The sequence below is a fragment of the Nocardia goodfellowii genome (assembly GCF_017875645.1).
Taxonomy (GTDB): domain Bacteria; phylum Actinomycetota; class Actinomycetes; order Mycobacteriales; family Mycobacteriaceae; genus Nocardia; species Nocardia goodfellowii.
This window is the reverse complement of the sequence record NZ_JAGGMR010000001.1, coordinates 2,562,404-2,584,446: the sequence shown is the minus strand read 5'-3', so window position 1 is coordinate 2,584,446 and position 22,043 is coordinate 2,562,404. Positions and strand designations below refer to the sequence as shown.

The window sequence follows — 22,043 nt, the reverse complement described above, 5'->3', positions numbered from 1 at the left end:
CCCTAGCAGTTGCCGCACCCGCCTAAGGGCCGACGAACGGGTATCGCGCACGGACCCCGGGGCGTTCCAACCGTCGTCCGATAGCGAATCCCTATGGCTCCCGGCCCGGTTCGCCGGCGGACGGCCGAGCACGCCGGATCGGCGCGTCCGGCAGCGCGATAGTGATGGGTCGCACAGTTCGCCGCCGACCGGATGACGGCCCTTGCGCGGCAGCACTTCCCGACGGGGTGGGCGGATCGGCGCTCGGTGGACGCACGGGCGAGGGCGACTCGGTCCCCGTGGGCGGCATAGGGTTTCGGCCCGAGCTCGGTCGCGCGGGCACGGGCCCCGATGTCGCCGGGCCACCGGAGGCAGGAAGCCCGCCCGCGGCAGAGGACGTGTCCGCGGCAGAAGACGTGCCCGCAGCAGAAGGCGAGTTCGCTCCAGGAACCCCGCTCGCGCCACGAGGCGCGCTGGCCGCAGGAGGTGTGCCCACACCAGGAGACGTGCCGAGGCCAGAAGGCGTGCCCCCACTGGAAGGACTGGCGGAGATCGGCGGCGTGCCTGCGACAGGAGGCATGCCTGGCCTGGATGGCCTACTTGCCACTGGCGGAACACCATTCGGCGCGAGACCAGTCCCCGGCGGCACGCTCGGTACCGGTGGAACTCCTGACGTGTACCCGGCCGCCCCGGACGGATACGCAGGCGGCGCAGACGGATACGGGTATGTCGGCGGCCGGTAACCGGTGTGCGGAACGTGCGGCTGCGAACCATTCCCCGGATAAGGCCCAGTCGGCTGCGGACCGTTCCCAGACGGACGAGTCGACTGCGGCTCGTTGCCGGGATACAGCCCAGTCGGCTGCGGCGGGGTCCCTGGATACGGCGCGGTCGGCTGCGGGCCACTGGCATACGGCCCAGTCCGCTGGGGCGCGTGCCCGGGATACGGCGCAGTCGGCTGCGGGCCACTGGCATACGGCCCGATCGGCTGCGGCGGGCTCCCAGGATTCGCCGCAGTCGGCTGCGGACCGCTGGCATACGGCCCAGTCGGCTGCGGACCACTCCCGGCATACGGCCGAGTCGGCTGCGGTCCGTAACCCGCATGGGCGGGCGGTGTGTACCCGGTCGGCGGCCGGGCACCGGGCAGCGGATAACCCGGGTACGAGCCCGGTTGTGGCGGCCGTGCCGGTGAATGCTGTTGCGGCCCACCGGAGGCCAGTGCCTGGCGGGCCGCCGTCGCGAATTCGGTGCAGCTGGCGAAGCGTTCGTCGGCCCGCTTGCCCAGGGCCCGTGCCAGCACGCCGTCCAGCGCGGGTGGCAAGCCGGGGCGGGCTTGTCGCAGGGACGGCACCGGGCCGAACAGGTGACCGTTCATCACCACTGCCGGGTTGCCGCCGGCGAACGGCGGCGTCCCGGTGAGCATCCAGAACAACGTGCACGCCAGCGAATATTGATCGGACCGGTGGTCCATCGGGGTGCCGCTGAGCTGTTCGGGCGCGGCGTAGGCGAGGGTGGCGGTGATCTGCCCCACCGACGACAGCGTGGTGTCGGAATTCCGCATGGCCGCGATCCCGAAATCGGTGAGTAGCACCCGTTCCGGCTGTCCGATCGGGGCCTTGGCGAGCAGGATGTTCGCCGGTTTCACGTCGCGGTGCAGCACGCCGTTGGCGTGTGCGAAGTCCAGGGCGGCGGCGGTATCGGAAATGATGTGCACCGCCCGTGCGGGCGCCAAAGCGTCTACGTCCGCGCTCGCGGCATCAGAGCCGGCCACGAACTGCATGGAGATCCACAGCTGGTCACCCTCGGCGCCGCGGTCGTAGACGGTGACGATGTTCGGGTGGTCCAGTTGAGCCACCAGATCGGCTTCGCGCTCGAAGCGCCGGCGGATCTCGTCGTCGCCGTAGAGCTCGCGGTCCAGCAACTTCAGCGCCGTGAGGCGGGGCAGCCGCGGATGCTGCGCCAGGTAGACGGTGCCCATGCCGCCTTGGCCGAGCACGCGTTTGACGACGTAACCGGCAAAGACCTCGCCAGCTTGCAACACAGTGGGTACACCCCCTCATCGGGCCGAGCACGCGGATCCTACCGATGTATCTCCCGGGCCCGCGCTCCTGCAACACCTCGATTATCGCCCGCTCGCGCTGGTTTGTCGGTGGCCCGGCCTAAGCTCGACCTCATGCGAATTGGAGCCCATGTCCGCCAGGACAGCGACCCGATCGGCCTGGGTGCGAAACTCGGCGCCGAAGTCGTCCAGTTCTTCGTTGTGGATCCGCAGAGCTGGGACAAACCGAAGCCGCATCCGCTGGCCGAGCAGATCAAGGCCAGCGAGATCGACGTGGTGATCCACTCCTCGTATCAGATCAACGTGGCCAGCACGAACAACCGGCTGCGTATGCCCTCGCGCCAGGCGGTCGCCCTGCAGGCCGCGGCGGCCGCCGAGCTGGGTGCGTTCGGCCTGGTCGTGCACGGCGGCCATGTCCGGTCCGACGCCGAGATCGAGGCCGGAATCATCAACTGGCGCAAGCTCTTCGAACGCCAGCAGGACAAGGGCGGCTTCGCGGTGCCGATCCTGATCGAGAACACCGCGGGCGGCAATCACGCCATGGCACGGCATTTCGATTCCATCGCCCGGCTATGGGACGCGGTCGGCGATTTCGGCGCGGGTTTCTGCCTGGACACCTGTCACGCCTGGGCGGGTGGGGAGGAACTGGTCGGCGTGGTGGATCGCATCAAAGCCATCACTGGCCGTATCGACCTGGTGCACCTTAACTCCTCGCGCGACGAGTTCAATTCCGGAGCCGACCGGCACGCCAACCTGTCCGAGGGCACCATCGATCCGGAGTTGCTCGCCGAGGTGTGCCGCACCGCGGGTGCCCCGGTGGTGCTGGAAACCCCGGCCGACGGTGTCGCCGACGACATCGCCTACCTGCGCGAGCACGTCGGGTAGCGCGTTTCGATCCGGCTGAGGGTAAACCTGTTCGCTCGGCGGCCCCGCTGGTGTGCTCGAACACAGCAAACGTTCGAGCGAAAGGCCCTTACATGTCCGTCGATTCAGCAACAGTGGTAAAACTCGGCAGCCGGATCGGCGCGCGCATCGATGGCGTCCGGTTGAGCGGTGCTCTGGACGCCGAGACGGTCGCACTGATCCAAGACGCACTGCACGAGCACAAGGTGATCTTCTTCCGCGGCCAGGACCAGCTGACCGAGGACGGCCAGTACGAATTCGCGGAACTGCTGGGCGCGCCCACCACCCCGCACCCCACGGTCACCTCCAAGGGTGTCAAGTCGCTGCCGATCGATTCCGAGTACGGCCGCGCCAACAGCTGGCATACCGATGTCACCTTCGTGGACCGCATTCCGAAGGCGTCCATCCTGCGCGCGGTGCATCTGCCCAGCTACGGCGGCTCCACCACCTGGGCTTCCACCGTCGCCGCCTACGAGTCGCTGCCCGCGCCGCTCAAAGCCCTGGTGGAGAACCTGCGCGCGCGGCACACCAATGCCTATGACTACGCCGCCGACCGCAGCGATCAGCATGCGGCCGGCGCGCAGGGTCAGGCTTATCGCGCGGAATTCGAGTCGACCTACTACGAGACCGAGCATCCGGTGGTCCGCGTGCACCCGGTCACCGGGGAGCGCGCACTACTGCTCGGGCATTTCGTGAAGAACTTCGTCGGCCTCTCCACCGCCGAATCGCAGGCGCTGTTCCAGTTGCTGCAGCACCGGGTGACCAAGCTGGAGAACACGACCCGCTGGAACTGGCAGCTCGGCGATGTCGCGATCTGGGACAACCGCGCCACCCAGCATTACGCCGTGGACGACTACGACGCCCAACCCCGCCGCCTCACCCGCATCACCCTGGCCGGCGACATCCCGGTCGGCGTGGACGGTACGCGCAGCACCGTCATCGCCGGCAATGCCGAGCACTACTCCATCGTCGAGGAGAGCGCGGCCCAGGCCGCCTGAATCCTCGGCGCTGCCCCGGCCGGGCGGACCGGGCCCTATCGTGGGGGCCGTGACGATGGAGATTCGGCCGCTCGACGGGGTGCGGGTTCTGGAACTGGGCAACTACGTGGCCGCACCGACGGCCGGGCGCATCCTCGGTGACTTCGGTGCCGAGGTGATCAAGGTGGAGCGCCCGAAAACCGGTGACGAGCTGCGGAACTGGCGCCTCTACGGCGGCGACACCTCGATGTTGTACCGGACCATCAACCGGAACAAGAAGTCCATCACGCTGGACCTGCGCACCGACGCGGGCCGGCGGATCGTCCTCGATCTGATCAAGCAGTGTGATGTGCTGCTGGAGAACTTCCGGCCCGGGATCCTGGAGAAGTGGGGCCTGGGTCCGGAGGTGCTCTCCGAGGCCAACCCCGATCTGGTGATCACCCGCATCTCGGCGTACGGCCAGACCGGGCCGCTGGCGCAGCGCCCCGGCTTCGCGGCCGTCGCCGAAGCGGTCGGCGGTCTGCGCGAACTGGTCGGCGACCCGGACCGGCCACCGGTCCGGGTCGGCGTCTCCATCGGCGATTCCATCGCGGGGATCTATGCCGCGTTCGGCACCGTGATGGCACTGTTCCAGCGTGAGCGGGTCGAGCGGGTCCCGTTGGAGCAGCGTGTCATCGATGTCGCCCTGAACGAATCCATCCTGTCGGTGATGGAATCGCTGGTCCCCGACTATCTGGCCTACGGCATCAAACGGGAACGCGTCGGCGGCCGGATGGAGGGCATCGCCCCGAGCAACGCCTATCCGTGCAGTGACGGCGTCAGCATCATCATCGGCGGCAACGGTGACGCCATCTTCCAGCGCTATATGCGCGTCATCGACCGTCCGGACCTGGCCGCCGACCCGGGCCTGCAGGACAATTGGGGCCGCTGGACCAACCGGGAACGCCTGGACGCCGCGATCGCGGAGTGGACCATCCGGCACACCCGCGACGAAGCCCTGAAGATCCTCGAGGAAGCCGCTATTCCGTGCGGCCCGATCTACACCGCCGCCGACCTGGTAGCCGACGAACAATTGAAGTCGCGCAACATGATTCAGTCGTTCCCGGTGGACGTCGGCGAACCCGAGCCCAAGCAGGTCGGTTTCACCGGCATCGTCCCGGTCATCGGCGGGCAATCGCTGCCGATCCGCAATGTCGGGCCCGATCTCGGCGAACACACCCGTGCGGTGCTCTCCGATCTACTCGGCCTGACCGACCAGGAGATCGACGCGCTGAACGGCGGTGCAGTGTGAGCACGCCGCCGTCGTCCGGGCATGATCAGCGCGCCGACGCGGGGGCCGGTGCTCGCGTAACGCGCCCTACGCCGATAGGGTGCCGGGCATGAGTAGGCGGCGTGGACGCAGACGCCCGGCAGGACGCAGCAGAGGTGAGCTCCGTTCCCCGGCGCCGAGCAGGCCGACAGTGCATCCCAATCCGGCCGGCGCGAATCGGAGGTCCTGGGCAGGCGTGATGTGCGTACCCGCACGATCACGCGAAGAGAAGTGACAGCGGTCCTGCGCGATGTGACCCTGCGTGACGGCCTGCAGTTGACCGGCAAGGTGCTGCCCACCGAACGCAAGGTCGATATCGTGCGCCGGTTGCTGGCGCTCGGTGTCCCCGAACTGGAGATCGGCTCCATGGCGCGGCCCGACCTGGTGCCGCCGATGGCGAACACCATGGAACTCGTCGCCGCCCTGACCCCGGACGAGCTACAGCGCTGCTGGCTCTGGGTCGCGACGCCACGGCATGTCGAGAAGGCCGCGGCCGTCGGCGTGCGCAACTTCCAGTACTGCCTGTCGGTCTCCGACGCGCACAACAAGGCCAATATCGGCCGCACGGCCGAGGACAGCGTGGCAGCCATGCCGGACGCGGTCCGGATCGCGCGCGAGGCCGGCGGCGCCGTTCAACTCTGCCTGGCCACCAGCTTCACCTGCCCGTTCGACGGCCCGGTCGATCCGGAACGCGTGCTCGCGATCGCGAACGATCCGCGGACCGCGGGTGCCGCCGACATCGTGCTCGCCGACACCCTCGGCCAGGCGCATCCGGCACAGGTCAGCGCCTTGGTCTCCGCCGTTCGCGAGCGAACGCCCGAGCGCCGCATCGTCTTCCACGGCCACGACACCTGGGGCATGGGCGTCGCCAACACGCTGGCCGCGATCGCGGCCGGCGCCACCATGGTCGACGGCTCCCTCGGCGGCCTGGGCGGCTGCCCGTTCGCACCCGGCGCCAGCGGCAACACCGCGTCCGAGGACATCCTCTTCGCCACTCGCCCGGATTGGTTCGCGCCCACGACGCTGGCCGCCCTGGTCGGTCTCACCGAGGACCTGCTCGCCGAACTCGGCGAACCCAATCGCTCCCGCACCGCCGCGGGCGCCCGATCGAAGGCCGAGGCCTTCGAATGGGTCGTCCGCTGACCGTTCGCACGGAGCTATCCGAATTGGTAGTGCACGTATTCGCGTACCGGTTCGAATCCGATGCCGCGGTAGATCTTGTTGGAAGTGGAGTTGTCGGTGTCGGCGAACAGGCAGATGTCCAGCCCCTGCGCCCGCAGGATTCGCGACACGTGCGCCGAGAGCGCGGCGGCGTATCCACGGCCACGCTCGGCGGGCGGGGTGTAGACCGGCCCGATCCGGGACCAGCCGTAAGCCGGCACCTGATGGGCGGCCAGGCAGACCGGACGCCCGTCGTGCTCCCACAACCACCACCAGCCCGCCACGATCCGCCGGCGCAGCGCCTCGACCGGCAGCCCGGGACCCTGTAGCCCGACCTCGGACTGCATCGCGTCGGACCATGCCAGGCACAGGGCGATATCGGATTCCGTTGCCCGCCTGGGCGAACCGGGGACCTCCGGGGGAATGTGCAGCACCCCGAGCCGGTAGAGCCGCACGGCGTAGTCCTGTTTGTAGCCGACCCGGCGCAGCGCGCACCAGCGCTCGGCGAACGGCCACACCACCTCGGAAGGGCCCTCGACGCCGCCGGCGGTGGCGATCACCCCGGCGAACGCCTCCGCCACCGCACCGGCGCTGTCCACCGGTAGATCGCCGAGATAGATGTCGTTGCGGCCCGACCGTGCGGCGACGCCGGCGACCTCTCCGGCGTCGTCGAGGACGGACACGAACCAGGACTGCTCGCCGGGGGCGTGCTGTGCGCCGAGCAGATTGCCGACGGCAGTGGCGATCACCGTGTTGCGCAGCGCGTTCCGGCGCAGGAACGGCTCGGCGCGAGCCAGGAATTCGGTGACATCACTGGTGATCGCCGTCTGCCTACGATCACGTCCAGCCATCTGCCAATCCTGCACGGCGGCAGCGCCTTCGGCAACCAACTCCGGGTTCGTTCGTAGCTCAGTCGGTTTCGGCCCGGACTCCACGGTCGTGACGCAACTTCAGTAGCACCAAGCCGGCGGTGCAGGCCAGTATCAAACCGGCGACGGCGATTTCGACATGTAGCCCGGCGATGCCGAGCGCGGCTCCGACGACGCCGCCGATGAAGAACAGCCAGGCGAAGGTCCGCGAGAGGATCGTGGACAGGCTGCGTGGCGGTTTCGACCCCGTGGGCTGCGATGGTGCGGTAGCTGCCGGATCGGCGGCTTCGGACTCGGCTCGCAGCGGAGTTGTCGAGTAAGCTCCCATCATCCACTCCCTCTAACCCGACTTCGATCAGAGTAGTTGTCGCAATAGGGTTCTCGAGCCCTCGGCGGATCTCTCATCTGGGTACAGGCGTCGCACACGTAACTTTGCTCACACACGCTACGACCCCACCGGTAGCTTCGAGTACGACACGTGATCACGACACGCAATAGTCATCATTTCGATATGTGAATTACGAGTATTTCAAAGCGGTATGTGCGGTCGTGAAACGCTCGTGCCGCAGTAGCCGCCGTGCCCGGCCTCGATTAAGGTGAGCCCCACGCGAATACACAGCAGGAGTGTCCCGATGGTGAGCAACAGGGCCAAGATCGCCGGTCCGGCGATCGCAGCGGGGGCGGTTTCCGTCGGGCTGGTCCTCATCGGCGCCTGCGGAATCGGCAAGCAGGACACCTACGTCCCGCCCCCACCGTTGAAATCCGGACCGTCGGCCGCGATGGCCGTCCAGAACGGCACCACGGTGTCGGCACAGAAAGTCGTCATCCCACCGTCCCCCACCTGGCAGGTGGCGCCGGCCGGTCCACCGCGCCGTCCCGCGGGATACACACCGATGACCACACCGCCGGACACCGAACTCGACATCCCGGAGGAAACCGAGACTTCCACGCGTCCGCGCGCCACCCGGCCGACCACCCCGCGCAGCACCGAGCCCGAGGAACCGACCACCACGCGGACGCGCCCCCGGCCCACCGAACCCGAGGAACCCACCACCACCCGGCGGCCACCGGCGCCCACCACGACCGCGGCCGCCCCGCCGGCCGAGGAGACTTCCCCGCCCACGGAAACCGCACCCGTGGAAGTCGTCACACCGATCGAAAGTCCCATGCAGGGCCCGGCGGCCATCGACTCTCCGGCCCCTGCCGAAACTTCGGGTCCCGCGCAGACCTCGGCCCCGCCGCAGACCTCAACCCCCGCGCAGACGTCGGTCCCTGCGGAGCCGACCGAATAGACCACACGGCGCCACCGTCCGGACCGCACGAAAAAGCCGCCTTGCCAACGCAAGGCGGCTTTCTCTTTCGCGACCTACAGTTCCGGCTGGTCGTACCCGTCGACCCCGGCGCTGAGCACCTGCAGATGCTCGAGCGCGCTACCGAGGGTCCGCTCGATCGCGGTGAGCCGCGCAACGTAGTGGCTCACCGGATATTCCGCGGTGACACCGATACCGCCGTGCATCTGGATGGCTTCCTGCCCGACGTGCCGGGCGGAACGGCTGACCTGCAACCGCGCTCGCGAGGCGATCACCGGGTCGGCCGTGCCGTCGGCCAGCGCCGCGTTGGCGTACAGGCTCATGCTGCGCGCCAGTTCCAGCGAGACATACATGTTGGCGGCGCGCTGGGTCAGGGTCTGGAACTTCGACAGCGTGACGCCGAACTGCTTGCGCGCCTTGAGGTAATCGGTGGTCAGACGCAGCGCCTCTTCCATCGCGCCGATGGATTCGGCACAGAGCAGCGCCTGGGCGTGCACGATCACCGTCTGGATCGCCTCGCCCGCCGCGCCGAGCAATTCGGCCGGGGCGGAGTCGAATTCGAGCTGCGCGCCACGCTGCCCGTCCACCGTGCGGTACGGCTTGCGGCTGACGCCGCTGGCGTCGGCGGCGACCAGGAACAGTCCGACACCACCGTCCGGTAGCGTCGCGCTGACCACCAGCTCGTCCGCGCAGTCACCGTGCCCGACCGGGTTCTTGATGCCGGTCACGGCGTAGGAATCGCCCTGCGCCACAGCAGTGGTGGACAGCTCGATGGCGGGCCACCGGGTGCCCGGCTCGCTGTGCGCGAAGGCGAGCAGCTTGGTACCCGCGGCGACCTCGGTCAGGATTCGCTGCCGCTGGTCGGCGCCGGCGACCGCGGCCACCAGCGCACCGGGCACCAGGACGGCGTCCAGCAGCGGTTCGGGCGCCAGCCGGCGGCCGAACTCCTCCAGCACCACCATGGTCTCCACCGGTCCGGCGCCCATGCCGCCGTCTTCTTCGCTGAAACTCAGGCCCAGTACGCCCAATTCGGCGAGCTGACGCCAGACCTCGCGGCTCCAGCCCAGTTCGGTATCGGTGACCTTGAGCCGGGACTCCGGGTCGTAGTTGCGGGCCAGCACGTCACGCACGGTGTCCCGGAGCATGACCTGTTCGTCGGTGAGTTCGAAATCCATGGTGTCGCCTCACAATCCCAGGATCGTGGAGGCGATGATGGAGCGCTGCACTTCGCTCGAACCTCCGTAGATGGTCGTCTTGCGGTAGTTCAGGTAGGTGGGGCCGCTGTGCTGGGCCCACTCCGGGGAGGCGGTGCCCTCGGCATCCACCGGCAGCGCGTCCGGTCCGGCGATGTCGAGCAGCAGTTCCGTTGCGGCCTGCTGCAATTCGGAGCCGCGCAGTTTCAGCACCGAGGAGGCCGGATTCGGCTTGCCCTCTTCAGAATCGGACACCACCCGCAGCTGGGTGAGTTCCAGGGCCAGCAGCTCGTTCTCCAGCTCGGCGACGCGGGCCGCGAACAACGGATCCTCGAGCAGCGTGCCCGTGCCCGACTTGGTCTGGCGCGCGTATTCTTTCGCGACACCGATCTTGACCTTGGTGCGGCCGACACCGGTGATACCGGTGCGCTCGTTGCCGAGCAGGAACTTCGCGTAGGTCCAGCCCATGTTCTCCTCGCCGACCAGCTGATCGGCGGGCACCCGGACGTTCTCGAAGAAGACCTCGTTGACCTCGTAGCCGCCGTCGATCAGCTTGATCGGGCGCATGGTGACGCCGGGACTCTTGACGTCGAAGAGCAGGAAGGAGATACCGGCCTGCTTCTTCGGTGCGCTCGGGTCGGTGCGCACCAGGCAGAAGATCCAGTCGGCGTACTGACCCAGCGTGGTCCAGATCTTCTGGCCGTTGACGATGTAGGAATCACCGTCGCGCACCGCGGTGGTGCGCAGCGAGGCCAGGTCGGATCCGGCGTCGGGCTCGGAGAAGCCCTGGCACCACCAGATGTCCAGCGCCGCGGTGGGCGGCAGGAAACGCTCTTTGATCTCCTGGGAACCGAACTGCGCGATCACCGGGCCGACCATCTGGGCGTTGAACGTCAGCGGCTCGGGCACCGAGGCCAGCTGCATCTCGTCCTGCCAGATGTGGCGCTGCATCGGGGTCCAGTCCTTGCCACCCCACTCCACCGGCCAGTTCGGCACGGCGAGCCCATTGTCGTTGAGGATCTTGTGCGCGGTGACGATGTGCTCTTTGGTCAATTCGCGCCCGTAGCGGACGCGGTCGCGGATGTCAGCGGGGATCTCGGTCCGATAGAACTTTCGCAGTTCGTCGCGGAAAGCGATCTCGTCGGGGGACAGGGATATTTTCATACAGGACTCCGTCCATGTCTCGTACGTCCGAGCCGAACTTACCCTCTGGTAATCGTGCGCTGTCAGGGGGATCACATCGGGACAACACGCAGGGGCGCGAGCGAGGCGGGGAACTGGTACGTTGCTGGCGACGGGGTATGGGGACCCCCTGGTTTATTTCGAGGAGAATTTGAGTGAACGGCAGAACCATCGCGCGGGCGACGGCGGCAGTGACATCTCTCGGCATCGGCGCGGTTCTGACCATGGCAGGTCCGGCCTCGGCCGACCCGAACACCCCTGACATCGAGGGCGCGCTCACCCGCCTCACCGAGCAGGTCGGCGCGGATCTCCCGGCCCAGGCCGGTGTCGGCGCCCTCTCGCAATACACGAAACTCGTCGACGTCGCCGAGCTGCGCAGCATCACGCCCGGCTGGACCCCGTTCGCCTACGCCGCGCCCACCTTCGGCTGCGGCAGCAACGGCCCGATCACCACCATCATCGCCGCCGCCAACGCCGAGGGGCCCAGGCTCCCGGACGCCCCCAACCCCAGCCCGGGATCGCTGCGGTTCAGCGCCTCCCCCGCGCACACCGGGGTCCCCCTGAACTCCGGCCTGGTCGTCGCCTGGGTCAATGTCAACAATGGCGCCAGCGGCATCGACATTCTCGACGACCGCACCGAGACCGGCCTGCCCTCGCTCACCAAGACGGTGAATTCCGGGCCCGGCACCGTGCTCGCGTCCATGTGGGGCGTCATCAACTACCCGTTCGCGAACTGCGTCATGACCCCCACCGTCGGGCTGTTCGCCGTACCGGATGTGCCGCCGCCCCCGGCGCCCGCCGCACCCGCGGAGCCCGCCCCGAACACCGGGTCCGGCGATGTCCTCCCGGCCCCGCAGGCCCCCGCCTCGATCAACGACGACCTGCGCAAGCCGAGCAGCTAGGCCCGCGACCAGAAGCTGCGCGCCGCTCTACAATTTCGCGAAGAACGCGCGGATGTCGGCGGCGTGCATCTCCGGAACCTCCATGGCCACGAAGTGGTTCCCGGTATTGCCCTCCGGCCAGTGCGCGATGACGTTGTCCTGCTCGGCGAGTCGGCGCATCAGCGCTGAACCACCGCCGTAGGAGCCGGTCGGTACCAGCTTCTGACCGGTCGGCCAGGTGAATCCGCCGTCCTTGCCCAGACCCTCGTACATCGGCCAGGACGAGGAAGCCGCGGTATTGGTGAACCAGTACAGGCTGGCATTCGTCAGCAGATGATCGCGATCCAGCACGTCCTCGGCCTTGTCCGCCAGCGGCGTGAACTCATCGAATTTCTGCGTCAGCCACGCCAGGAGACCGATCGGCGAATCGGTCCACGCGTGCGCGAAGGTCTGCGGCGCGACGCGCAGCACCTCGTGGTGGTTGACGCCGCCGGTCATCCACTGCTGCATCAGCTCCCACTCCGCGCGCTCCGCGGGCGACATGGTCGGCACATCGGCCTCCGTGGGCATGCCGATCCCGCCGTCGAGATGCACACCCACCACCCGCTCCGGCGCCGCGATCGCCATTTCCGGCGCCACATACGCGCCCAGGTCCCCGCCCTGCGTCCCATAGCGCTCGTAACCGAGCCGGGACATCAGCTCGACCCACATCCGTGCCACTCGCGCGATTGTCATGCCCTCCTCCCGCGGGCCTTCGGAGAACGCGAATCCCGGTACCGAGGGAATCACGACATGGAAAGCCTGGGCCGGGTCCAGACCGTGCGCACGCGGGTCCGCCAGCAGCCCAACGGTTTTCGTGAACTCGACGAAGGTGTTCGGCCATCCGTGGGTGAGGATCAACGGCAGCGCGTCCGGCTCCGGTGACCGCACATGCACGAAATGCACGTCCAACCCGTCGATCTCGGTCATGAACTGCGGCAACTCGTTCAACGCCGCTTCGTGTGCCCGCCAATCGAATTCGGTTCGCCAGTACTCGGCCAACTCCTTCAGGTACTCGACCGGCACGCCACGATCCGAGGGATCACCGGGCAGTTGTGCCGCCCAGCGGGTTCGGGCCAGGCGCTCGTGCAGGTCATCGAGATCGGTCTGCGGGATATCAATGCGGAAAGGTCGGATCGAAGTCATGTCCTCAACCTAGAAACTATGTAGGACCATTCCGGTCCTAGATAGTTAGGATTCTGGAAACCATGACCACCGACACTCCAGGCCGCCTGCTCCGCCTGCTCTCGCTGCTGCAAACACCGCGCGAATGGCCGGGAAGCGAACTCGCCCAACGACTCGGCGTCACCGACCGCACCGTCCGCCGCGACATCGACCGCCTCCGCGACCTGGGCTACCCCGTCGAAGCCACCCTCGGCGCCACCGGCGGCTACCGGCTCGTCGCCGGTAAAGCCATGCCGCCCCTGCTGCTCGACGACGAAGAAGCCGTCGCCATCGCCATCGGCCTTCGCACCGCCGCCGCCTCCGCCGTCACCGGCATCGAAGAAGCCGCGGTCCGCGCCCTAACCAAACTCGACCAGGTCCTGCCCGCGAAACTGCGCCGCCGCGTCAAAGTCCTCGGCACCGCGGTGGCCCTTCCCACCAGCGACGGCCCCACCGTCGATCCGGAAATTCTGACGGTTCTGGCCGCGGCCGTCACCAACCGGGAGTGCGTGCGGTTCACCTACACCGGCGGCACCGACTCCCGCCGACACATCGAACCCGTGGGCGTAGTCAGCTCCCGCCGCCGCTGGTACCTCGTCGGCCACGACCTGCACCGCGCCGCCTGGCGCGTTTTCCGCGTCGACCGCATCCACAACCCCCAGCCCACCGGTGCCCGCTTCACCCCACGCCCGCTACCCGCCGCCGACCCAGCCGCCTACGTGGCAGGCCAGCGAACCGACTGGGGCACACCGGAATTCCACGCCCGGATCACCATTCACGCCCCCGCGGACCGGATTTCCGGTCGCCTCGGCGACTCCCCCGCCGACATCACCCCCCTCACCCCCCACTCCTGCTGCCTCGACGCCACCCGAGACGACTCCCCGGAATGGCTGGCCCACCGCCTGATCACCCTCGGCGTCGACTTCGAAGTCCATCAACCCCCAGAACTGATCGAGCACCTACGAACGATTGCGACCCGCATCGGCAACGCGACCAGCGGGCACTGACTGTCAGCCTTCGAAGACCTCGTCGAGACTGGTCGCAGTCAACACGCGCGACGCCCACAACGCCAACTGATCGAAGTTCGCACTACGCACGCTAAGGGCGACATCGGCCGGCATCGGCCCAAATTTCGCAGCAAGCTGACCCAACAGAATCTCGGCCACTCCCTGGACCCGGCCTTCAGCGCGTCCACGTGCCTCACCCTCAGCGCGAAGTCGTTCGGCAGTTGTCACGGAGGCACCCTGGCTTGGTTGGAAAGACATCAGTCTTTGAAGACCGCGTCGAGACTGGTCGCATTCAACACGCGAGAGGCCCAAAGCCCGAGCTGATCGAAACCCGCCCTACGCACGCCAAGGGCGACATCGGCCGGCACCGGCCCAAACTTCGCAGCAAGCTGACCCAGCAGAATCTCGGCCACGTGCACCCGTCCGCGCGCCTCACCTTCAGCGCGTCCCCGCGCCTCACCCTCAGCGCGAAGTCGTTCGGCAGTTGTCACGATGACCTCCTTGGCGTCGGGGCCGAGCTGGTTGATGACGGGCTTCAGATCGGTGATGCTGGTTTCGCCGACAGTAAGAATGTACGTCACCACGCAGTTCAGGTCATCCATACCGCCGGGGGCGGCGAGTAAGGCTCGCAGGTAGTCCAGGAGGGGCAGTAGGTCTCGGTCGAGGTGCTGGTTGCCGGTGGCGACCTTCAGCAGCACCAAGAGTATTTGTGCGGCGGGAGTCAGGTCGCGGGCGTAGAGGGCGGGCAGTTCGACGGCCGCCAGGTCGTCGAGCGCGAATCGGAAGCGCGGGAGTAGGTCGCCCAACGCATCGCGGGTGGCGGAGTCGAGGCGGAAGAGGTCGGTCATCGCGGTGGGGGTGTGCCAGCGGGCGCCACGAGGGCTGGCGTGGACGACGAGGGGGATCACGACGGGCAACTCGGTGGAGCCTCGGTGATCGTGTGTGTATTTCACCCAGATCGCAATCATGTACTGCAACATCCGCATCGCCATCAGCGGGTCGGGTCGGCTCTGGTGCTCGATCAGGAGGTAGACGAACGCGTCGTTGCCGTTCAGGCGGGTGCGGAAGAGGAGGTCGCTGTGGCAGGACGCCAGATCCTGGGAGATGAAGCTGCAGGGCTGCAACTCCAAGTCGGTCCAATCCAGCCGTGCCACAAGAGCTTCCGGCAACACGGCACGCAACTCACCAGCGATGTCAGCGGGGCGCCCCATGACCTGCTTGAAGTAGGCGTCGTGCGGACTTGACGAAGTGTCAGCCATGTTCAGGCAAACTACTCCGGGATCGGGTGCGACACACGGGTTTTCAGCGGGTCAGTAGGCGCCGAAGACGTTGTCGATGGAGCCGTAGCGGGCGGCGGCGTAGTTGCAGGCGGCGGTGATGTTGGCGACGGGGTCGTAGATGTCCCAGGAGGTTCCCTCTACGTGGTAGCGCTCGAAGGTGGGGTCGATTACCTGGAGCAGGCCCTTGGAGGGGATGCCGGCGGCGGCGTTGGAGTCCCAGAGATTGATGGCGTGGGGGTTGCCGCCGGATTCGCGGAGGATATTGCGGTGGATGCCCTCGAAACTGCCGGGGATGCCGTGCTTGGACATGACGTGCAGGGCGTGGTGGATCCAGCCGTCGAGGTCGTCGGAGAACAGCGGGGCCGGGGGCGGCAGCAGGCCGGCGAAGGGCGCGGGGAGTTGCTGGACCAGGCCTTGGACCTGATTCTGCTGGTCCTGCGGAAGGCCCTGCTGAACCTGTTGCGCCTGCTGTTGCAGTTGCTGGGCCGGCTGCTGCAGCGGCTCGGGAACGCCGGGGACCTCGGCTGCGGCGTAGACCGGGGCGGCCGAGAGCGTGACGATGACCGCGAGGGGGAACAGTTTGCGCAATGACATGGGATTCCTGGCTGACTCGTGTGCAGAACCCGCGGCCATAACCGGGCGCGCGGTCTGGTTTAGAAGGTCACAGACTGGTCGCGGTAGGTGAACTTAAACCCAACAGCAGATGAACAAATGGGTCACCGACAACCGGCCCCCGGTCAGGGAACGGTTCCGGGCCGAAAGTGAGACTCGAGTCACATAGCAGGCCAGCGCATCGCACCGGCACGACCAGGGCGCTTCCGCAGCCAGCGGCGCGTCAACCTGCCAGGCGAATGCGCAGCACTCCCCCGGCCTCGGTACTCGCCAGCAATTCATCCGTCCGGCCCGGCACCGCGACCACAGCGGTCATCGGTTCGGTACTCAGCACCGAGCACACGCCGCCCGTGGCGGGATCGATTCGCACGAGTTGGCCCGACACGGTGGTGACGTAGAGCACCCCCGAGCCGTCGACATGCAGATCATCGGCGAAATCCGGAATGCCGAGGGACGTGGACAGGTCCGCCAGGACCGTCCGGCGCTCCGGGTCGGCGATCGGGAAGCTGAGCACCCGCCCCAGCGGATTCGCGTTGGACGTGAGATAGACGGTGTCGCCGCGCACCACGATCCCGTTGGCCCCGGTGCCGGCGGCCCGCGCGGTCCAGCCCTTGTCCACGGCACCGTCGCGGCCGATGCGGATGACACCGGTGCCGGTGGCCGCCACGTAGAGATTGCCCTCGGCATCGAAAGCCGCGCCGTTGGGCATGGTGAAACCGGAGGCGAACACCTCCGGGCGCGGGTCGGCGGCATCGGGATCGAATCGGACTACGCCGCCAGGGATTACCGCGCTGCTCGGCGCGTCACCGTAGACGACATAGAGCAGGCCGTCGGGCCCCAGGCGGACCGCCCCGGGGAACGCCACCGGAATCGTGGCGGTCAGTTTGCCGGTGTTGTCGTAGCGCTGCACCTCATTGCGGTACAACCGCGCGAGCCACAGATTGCCCCGGCGGTCGTAGCCGATGTTCTCCGACCAATCCAGCATCGGAGTACCGGCGGGCAGTGCGGTGGTGACCCGGGCGGGCAGGCAGGCCGCGATCGGATCGGCGACTGCCGCAGGGACCGACAGACCTGCTCCCACGCAGCTCAGAGCGACAAGGGCAGCGAGCTTGCGGATGAACATTCCGAATCCTCCCAGATCTCCGACCCGCCGAAGTCTAGTGCGGCCGTCACCCGGGGCGCTTCCCTCGGAGCGGCCGCGGATGACCGTCCGGTATTCCCCACGGAACTCGCCTGAGACGCAGCGGATTTGACAGTATCGAAGCATGCCATTCTTCGACGGTGTCCGGGGCCGGTTGCACTATCGGCGCTGGCCCGTCGACCAGCCTGCGGCGGCACTGGTGCTGCTGCCCGGTATCGGTCAGCACACCGGTCACTATCACCGTTTCGCGAAAACGGTGCGGGCCGCAGGATTCGAGATGTGGGCACTGGATACCGCGGGCCACGGGCTCAGTGAGGGCACGCCGGAAAGTCCGGGCACGCCGGCCGAACTCGTCGCGGACGCGCTGCGCCTGATCGAACTGGTGCGCGCCGAGGCACCGGGTGCGCCGCTGCTGTTGATGGGACATTCACTGGGCGCCGTCACGGTGCTCGGTCTGCTCGGCGCGGCGGTACCGAAAAACGCCTCGGGCATGGACATTTCCACGGTCGCGGCGCGTTGGCCGCTGGTCCCGAGCGTGGAACCGACCGCGCTGGCGGGGCTGGTGCTGTCCGGCGTGCCCGAGCGCGCACTCGGCGGCGGCTTCCCAGGCGGGCTGGGCACGCCGCTGCCGCGTGGCCTGCCGATCCTCGCGGTACACGGTGTGGACGACCGCCGAGCGCCGATCGATGCAATACGGGACTGGACTGACCGCCACAACTGGGTAAGTTTGTTCGAGTACGACGATGCCGGGCACGACCTGCTGCACGAACCCGTGCACGCGCGGGTCGCGGCCGACATCGCGCAGTGGATGCGGGAAGTCGTGGCGCCGGCGGGTGTGGCCGGCCGGCACGACGGTGCGGTGACGACGTAAGGGGGATGTGGTGCAGCCGAATACGACAACCTTGAACCAGGCGGTCCAGGACGGTCAGCTCTGGATCGACGGCGTGCTCGTCGCCGACGGGGCGCACGAGAAGTGCGCGCGACGGTACGAATTGCTCGCCGAACAGGTCGAAGCCCAGATCGAAGTGCTGCGCGCGGCCACCACGCTGCCCGGTTTCGGCGGCTTCGACTCCGGCGCGGCGCTGCGCGGCGGCTTCGAGAACAAGGCCGCGGTGGCGCTGACCGAACTGCGGGACTACGCCGCCGCCGCCCGCGAACTCGCGCAGACCCTCCGCGCCGCCGCCGCGGCCTACCAGCGCGGCGACGAGGAACTCGCGGTCGCCGTCGGCCGCATGGACCTGGGAGTGCCCAATGCGTGAAATCCAAGTCACCGCCGAACGCTGGCCGCACACCCGCACCGATCCGGATTATGTGCCCACCGTGGAAATCTTCGACAACATCACACACCAGGAGATCCACGACAAGGTCCAGCTCATGGACCCGACCGTGCTCAGCGCGGGACAGCAGGCCTGGCAGCAGACCGCGACCGGTCTGGCCGACGCGGTAACCCAGGCGCACACCGAGATTCGCGCCGCCATCTCCGACGGCTGGCGTGGCGCCGCCGCGCAGACCGCCGCGGAGGCGGTGCGCGCCTTCGAACAGCGGGGCAGCCTACTGGCCGACGTGATGTCCACGGTGGCGCAGCGGCTCGGCCAGGCCGGGGACGCCGCCGAAGCCCTGCGCTCGGCGGTCGGCATCCCCTCGAACGAGGAACCGGATCTGGGTGCGGCGCTGCTGGATCCGGCACAGGCCACCGGCAATGCCGCGACACAGAAGTCCGTCGAGAACGATCGCCAGGACGTGGTGGCGGCGATGGAGAGCATCTATACGAACGCGTTCATCCAGAGCGGGGCCGGGGTGCCCGCGTTCCCCGGCGCGGCGGAGGTCGGCACGCCGATCGCCGCGTCGAGCCCGTCCGCGCCCGCGCTCACCGCACAGGCCCCGGCGACCGATACCGAAACCCCTGTGGCGCAGCAGGTTTCGTTCGTTCCCGGCAGCTCCCAGCCCGCGGCGCAGACGCCGGAACCGGCCGCATCCGAGCCGGAACCGGGCGAGACCGCGCCCGCGACCGCGCTGCCCGTCACGAGTCTGCCGAGCATCCCGGTCCCCGGGGACACCGCGCCCGCCTCGGCCACCACGGCTCCGGCAGCCGCCACCGCACCGACGGCGCCGACGACACCGGCGGCCGCGGCTACTCCGGATCGCCTCGGCCCCAACCCGGTCGGCGCGCCGGTTTCCCCCGCGACTGCCGCGCCGACCGTGCCCAGCGGCTTCGCCACGACCGCCGCCAACGCTGACGACGAGCGCAAACGCGAGGAACGCAAACGCGATACCAGCAGTGATGTGGTCACCGGCGCGGGCGTCGGCGCCATGGGTGGACTCATGGGCGGCGCGCTGGCAGCGGGCGGCGACACGCCGCGGCAGGGCTCCAGCGCCGGACCCCGTCCCGGGCCCGCGTCGTCCCACGAGGACGACTACGAGGACGACGAATTGCATTGGAGCGACGACGAACTCACCTTCCTCGAGCCCGCCGACGAACCTCGTGAGCTGATCGGCTCGATGGACCCGACCACGCCCCCGGTGGTCGGCGAATGGACCGAACTGGAGTGAACGCGCCTGTATCACCCGCGAATTCGGCCATGAACTGGACTTTGAGTCCGGACCAGTTCGCGCTGGCCTGGTCCCGCACCGACGGTGACCGCATTCCCTATCCACTGGCGGTCCGACTCTCCGCCCGCGACACCGCCGAGCGCGCGGACCAGTTACCCGCGCTCGAGCAATGGTGCGACCAGGTGCTCGACGCCGAATTGGCGGCGGCGCTGCGTGCGCTGGCCGATCCGGCTGTCCGCGTGGAAGTTTTCGGCGAACGACAGGCGGGTGACCCGGCCGCTCCGGCCGAGCAGCTACGCCAGGAGGCGCTACCCGGCACGGTCGGTCCACCGGTTCCCCGCATGGAGCCGGACGACGATGACGACGAATCCACCCGCCCGGTACGCATTCTCGGCGCCATCTCCGGCAACATCGCCGTGGTGGCCGCGCAGCGCCCGGGCGCGACTCCCGATCGCGGCGGCGATATCCGGCTGTTCGTCACCACTCCGAAAAGCCTGGCCTCGCGGATGGTTTCGATGCTGCCGAAGAATTCCCCCGGCACCCTGGCCCGGTTGACCGCGCCGCTGGCGAAGGTCACCGAGGACAGCCGCGACATGGTCACCATGCAGGTCGCCGGCCCGACCACGCCGGCGCGGATCCGCAAACTCCTCAACCACCCGCGCGACGGCATCGGCCAGATCGTCGTCTCCATCCGCCGCCCGGGTGGCGATCTGCACCCCTTCGGCGTCCTCTGCTGGATCGATGTCCGCGGCGACGGCCGCTACACCGTCCGCACCGGCACCGACGTCGACATCACCCCCGTGGACGCCGAAGGTTTCCGGGATGCCCTGCGGCCCATGCTCACCGCCGCGGAGAAGAAGACCACCGCCTACGCACAGGCCTGGTAACGCAGACGTAGTGACCTGCCTCACCTGCTGTCACATCGGTGCCGCCGGTGGTGTCTTGATGTCGAACCTGGACAACAGAGGAGAACATCATGCACATCGCCCTGTGGATCGCCGCCGGTCTGCTCGCCGCGGCCGCGCTGGCCAGCGGCGTCGTCAAGCTGGCCCTGCCCAAGGAGAAGCTGGGCGGGCGAGCCGGCGGTGAGTGGGTCGGGGAATCGAGCGACACCTTCGTCAAAACCCTCGGCGTCGTGGAAATCCTGGCCGCGGCCGGTCTGATCTTGCCCGCCGCATTCGATATCGTCCCCGTGCTGGTGCCGGTGACGGCCGTCGGCTGGATCCTGCTGATGATCGGCGCGATGATCACGCATCTTCGGTATGCGGGTGGCTATAAATTCGCGGTGGCGAACGCCGGCTACATCCTGCTCGCGGGCTTCATCGCCTGGGGCCGATTCGTCCTGGAGCCCTTCGCCTGACCGGCGTCCGTGCTCGCGGCTGAGACCACACCGCGGCCCGCACGCGCTCACCTTGCGCTGACGGCTGTTCCGTCCTGGCGGCGGTGGGCCGTGCGGTAGGCGGAGGGGCTTTGGCCGAACCGGGCCGTGAACGCTTGGCGGAGGGTTTCTGCTGAGCTGTAGCCGCAGTGCCCGGCGATCTCGTCCAGCCGCAGACCGGTCGAGCGCAGCAGCCGGGCGGCGGTGTCGGCGCGGATGCGTCGCACGTATTTGCCCGGGGTTTCGCCGATTTCCTGGACGAACAGTCGGGTGAGGTGCCGGTCGCTGGTGCCGGCGACGGCGCTGAGCGCCGGACCGTCGAGGTCGCCGTCGAGATGCGCGCCGATGTACTCGACGACGCGGCGCACCAGCGGATGTTCCGGCGGCGGGCTCGCCACGAAAGTGCTGACCTGCGACTGGCTTCCGGGCCGGCGCAGATAGGTGACCAGCCCCATCGCGACGCGGCGGGCGACCTCCGCGCCGTGATCCTCCTCGATGAACGCGAGGGTCAGGTCGAGGGCGCTGGTGACGCCGCCGGAGGTGGCCACGTTCCCGTCGCGCACGAAGATGGGGTTCGGGTCGACCTGGGCCTTCGGATAGCTCTTGGCCAGCTCATCGGCGTAGAACCAGTGCGTGGTCACGCTTTTCCCGTCCAGCAGGCCGGTGGCGGCGAGCACCGTGGCGCCGGTGCAGATCGAGGCGACGCGCCGGGACTGGCGGGCGAGCCGGCGGACGTGGCCGACGATCTTCGCGTCCGCCGCCGCGTCGCAATGGCCGAGGCCGCCGGAAACGACGAGGGTGTCGATGGTTTGGTTGAACTGCTCCAAGGCTTCCTGGCCCGGCAGGCTCAGGCCGGAATTGCATTCCACCGGCGCACCGCCCGGCGTCACTACCACCATGCGATAGCGCGGCGCGGCGCCCATTCGATTGGCCATGTCCAGACTCGAGGTCACGCACGCGATGTCGAGCAATTCGACGCCGTGGTAGCCGACCACCACGACGAGCGCTTCGTTCACACCCTCGATCCTAGCCGCGCGGACACGAATCCCAGG

At 68.3% G+C, this 22,043-nt stretch carries 23 protein-coding genes; 12 read left to right on the top strand and 11 right to left on the bottom strand.

Going from position 1 to position 22,043, the window contains the following annotated elements:
- Positions 1-91 precede the first annotated feature (91 nt).
- Entirely contained in the window at positions 92-2,017 is a 1,926-nt protein-coding gene (locus BJ987_RS11455; RefSeq protein WP_209887973.1) for a serine/threonine-protein kinase, read from the bottom strand.
- A 132-nt stretch (positions 2,018-2,149) separates the two neighbouring features.
- On the opposite strand from BJ987_RS11455, the gene BJ987_RS11450 reads away from it, so the two are divergent.
- The 4 genes from BJ987_RS11450 (at position 2,150) to BJ987_RS11435 (ending at position 6,367) form a co-directional block, all read left to right on the top strand.
- The gene (locus tag BJ987_RS11450; RefSeq protein ID WP_209887970.1) at positions 2,150-2,920 is read left to right on the top strand and encodes a deoxyribonuclease IV; all 771 of its coding nucleotides are present in this window, start codon (positions 2,150-2,152) and stop codon (positions 2,918-2,920) included.
- 92 nt (positions 2,921-3,012) lie between these two features.
- Entirely contained in the window at positions 3,013-3,936 is a 924-nt protein-coding gene (locus BJ987_RS11445) for a TauD/TfdA dioxygenase family protein (RefSeq protein ID WP_209887968.1), read from the top strand.
- A 55-nt stretch (positions 3,937-3,991) separates the two neighbouring features.
- Positions 3,992-5,206 (top strand): CaiB/BaiF CoA transferase family protein, encoded by a 1,215-nt coding sequence (locus BJ987_RS11440; RefSeq protein WP_209898202.1) that lies wholly within the window; start codon positions 3,992-3,994, stop codon positions 5,204-5,206.
- Between the two features lie 249 nt (positions 5,207-5,455).
- The gene (locus tag BJ987_RS11435; RefSeq protein ID WP_209887965.1) at positions 5,456-6,367 is read left to right on the top strand and encodes a hydroxymethylglutaryl-CoA lyase; all 912 of its coding nucleotides are present in this window, start codon (positions 5,456-5,458) and stop codon (positions 6,365-6,367) included.
- A gap of 14 nt (positions 6,368-6,381) precedes the next feature.
- On the opposite strand, the gene BJ987_RS11430 is transcribed toward BJ987_RS11435, so the two are convergent.
- Both BJ987_RS11430 and BJ987_RS11425 read right to left on the bottom strand, forming a co-directional pair.
- Positions 6,382-7,236 carry a GNAT family N-acetyltransferase gene (locus BJ987_RS11430; RefSeq protein ID WP_209887962.1) on the bottom strand — a complete coding sequence of 285 codons (855 nt, stop codon included), beginning with the start codon at positions 7,234-7,236 and terminating at the stop codon, positions 6,382-6,384.
- A 58-nt stretch (positions 7,237-7,294) separates the two neighbouring features.
- On the bottom strand, positions 7,295-7,582 hold the full coding sequence (locus BJ987_RS11425; protein WP_209899740.1) for a hypothetical protein: 288 nt from the start codon (positions 7,580-7,582) through the stop codon (positions 7,295-7,297).
- Positions 7,583-7,886: 304 nt separating this feature from the next.
- Here BJ987_RS11425 and BJ987_RS11420 point away from each other — a divergent pair, with 304 nt between their 5' ends.
- Complete coding sequence (locus BJ987_RS11420) at positions 7,887-8,546, top strand: hypothetical protein (protein WP_209887959.1); 660 nt, start codon at positions 7,887-7,889, stop codon at positions 8,544-8,546.
- A gap of 74 nt (positions 8,547-8,620) precedes the next feature.
- Here the strand turns inward: BJ987_RS11420 and BJ987_RS11415 are convergent, their stop codons facing one another.
- Both BJ987_RS11415 and BJ987_RS11410 read right to left on the bottom strand, forming a co-directional pair.
- Complete coding sequence (locus BJ987_RS11415; protein ID WP_209887955.1) at positions 8,621-9,739, bottom strand: acyl-CoA dehydrogenase family protein; 1,119 nt, start codon at positions 9,737-9,739, stop codon at positions 8,621-8,623.
- 9 nt (positions 9,740-9,748) lie between these two features.
- Complete coding sequence (locus BJ987_RS11410) at positions 9,749-10,921, bottom strand: acyl-CoA dehydrogenase family protein (RefSeq protein ID WP_209887952.1); 1,173 nt, start codon at positions 10,919-10,921, stop codon at positions 9,749-9,751.
- A 173-nt stretch (positions 10,922-11,094) separates the two neighbouring features.
- Between BJ987_RS11410 and BJ987_RS11405 the strand changes: the two genes are divergently transcribed.
- Complete coding sequence (locus BJ987_RS11405; protein WP_209887949.1) at positions 11,095-11,841, top strand: hypothetical protein; 747 nt, start codon at positions 11,095-11,097, stop codon at positions 11,839-11,841.
- 27 nt (positions 11,842-11,868) lie between these two features.
- Here BJ987_RS11405 and BJ987_RS11400 read toward each other — a convergent pair whose 3' ends face one another.
- Positions 11,869-13,005, bottom strand: a complete 1,137-nt coding sequence (locus BJ987_RS11400; RefSeq protein WP_209887946.1) for an epoxide hydrolase family protein — start codon at positions 13,003-13,005, stop codon at positions 11,869-11,871.
- Positions 13,006-13,067: 62 nt separating this feature from the next.
- On the opposite strand from BJ987_RS11400, the gene BJ987_RS11395 reads away from it, so the two are divergent.
- Entirely contained in the window at positions 13,068-14,030 is a 963-nt protein-coding gene (locus BJ987_RS11395) for a helix-turn-helix transcriptional regulator (protein ID WP_209887943.1), read from the top strand.
- A 3-nt stretch (positions 14,031-14,033) separates the two neighbouring features.
- Here BJ987_RS11395 and BJ987_RS11390 read toward each other — a convergent pair whose 3' ends face one another.
- From BJ987_RS11390 to BJ987_RS11375, 4 genes are all read right to left on the bottom strand, one after another.
- On the bottom strand, positions 14,034-14,189 hold the full coding sequence (locus BJ987_RS11390) for a hypothetical protein (RefSeq protein WP_209887940.1): 156 nt from the start codon (positions 14,187-14,189) through the stop codon (positions 14,034-14,036).
- 98 nt (positions 14,190-14,287) lie between these two features.
- Complete coding sequence (locus tag BJ987_RS11385; protein ID WP_209887937.1) at positions 14,288-15,289, bottom strand: Rpn family recombination-promoting nuclease/putative transposase; 1,002 nt, start codon at positions 15,287-15,289, stop codon at positions 14,288-14,290.
- A gap of 51 nt (positions 15,290-15,340) precedes the next feature.
- A complete protein-coding gene (locus BJ987_RS11380; protein WP_209887934.1) occupies positions 15,341-15,904 on the bottom strand; it encodes a transglycosylase SLT domain-containing protein in 564 nt (187 codons plus the stop codon).
- A 241-nt stretch (positions 15,905-16,145) separates the two neighbouring features.
- Positions 16,146-17,045: an SMP-30/gluconolactonase/LRE family protein gene (locus BJ987_RS11375; protein ID WP_209887931.1), complete on the bottom strand. Its 900-nt coding sequence runs from the start codon at positions 17,043-17,045 to the stop codon at positions 16,146-16,148.
- Positions 17,046-17,187: 142 nt separating this feature from the next.
- Here BJ987_RS11375 and BJ987_RS11370 point away from each other — a divergent pair, with 142 nt between their 5' ends.
- The 5 genes from BJ987_RS11370 (at position 17,188) to BJ987_RS11350 (ending at position 20,973) form a co-directional block, all read left to right on the top strand.
- The gene (locus BJ987_RS11370) at positions 17,188-17,934 is read left to right on the top strand and encodes an alpha/beta hydrolase (protein ID WP_209887928.1); all 747 of its coding nucleotides are present in this window, start codon (positions 17,188-17,190) and stop codon (positions 17,932-17,934) included.
- A 10-nt stretch (positions 17,935-17,944) separates the two neighbouring features.
- Positions 17,945-18,322, top strand: a complete 378-nt coding sequence (locus tag BJ987_RS11365; protein ID WP_209887925.1) for a hypothetical protein — start codon at positions 17,945-17,947, stop codon at positions 18,320-18,322.
- Positions 18,315-19,613 carry a PPE domain-containing protein gene (locus BJ987_RS11360; RefSeq protein ID WP_209887921.1) on the top strand — a complete coding sequence of 433 codons (1,299 nt, stop codon included), beginning with the start codon at positions 18,315-18,317 and terminating at the stop codon, positions 19,611-19,613. Before BJ987_RS11365 ends, BJ987_RS11360 begins: the two co-directional genes overlap by 8 nt.
- A 29-nt stretch (positions 19,614-19,642) precedes the next feature.
- Entirely contained in the window at positions 19,643-20,500 is an 858-nt protein-coding gene (locus tag BJ987_RS11355; RefSeq protein ID WP_209887918.1) for an ESX secretion-associated protein EspG, read from the top strand.
- Between the two features lie 89 nt (positions 20,501-20,589).
- Positions 20,590-20,973 carry a DoxX family protein gene (locus BJ987_RS11350; protein ID WP_209887915.1) on the top strand — a complete coding sequence of 128 codons (384 nt, stop codon included), beginning with the start codon at positions 20,590-20,592 and terminating at the stop codon, positions 20,971-20,973.
- A 47-nt stretch (positions 20,974-21,020) separates the two neighbouring features.
- On the opposite strand, the gene BJ987_RS11345 is transcribed toward BJ987_RS11350, so the two are convergent.
- Entirely contained in the window at positions 21,021-22,007 is a 987-nt protein-coding gene (locus BJ987_RS11345; RefSeq protein ID WP_307869572.1) for a GlxA family transcriptional regulator, read from the bottom strand.
- Positions 22,008-22,043 lie beyond the last annotated feature (36 nt).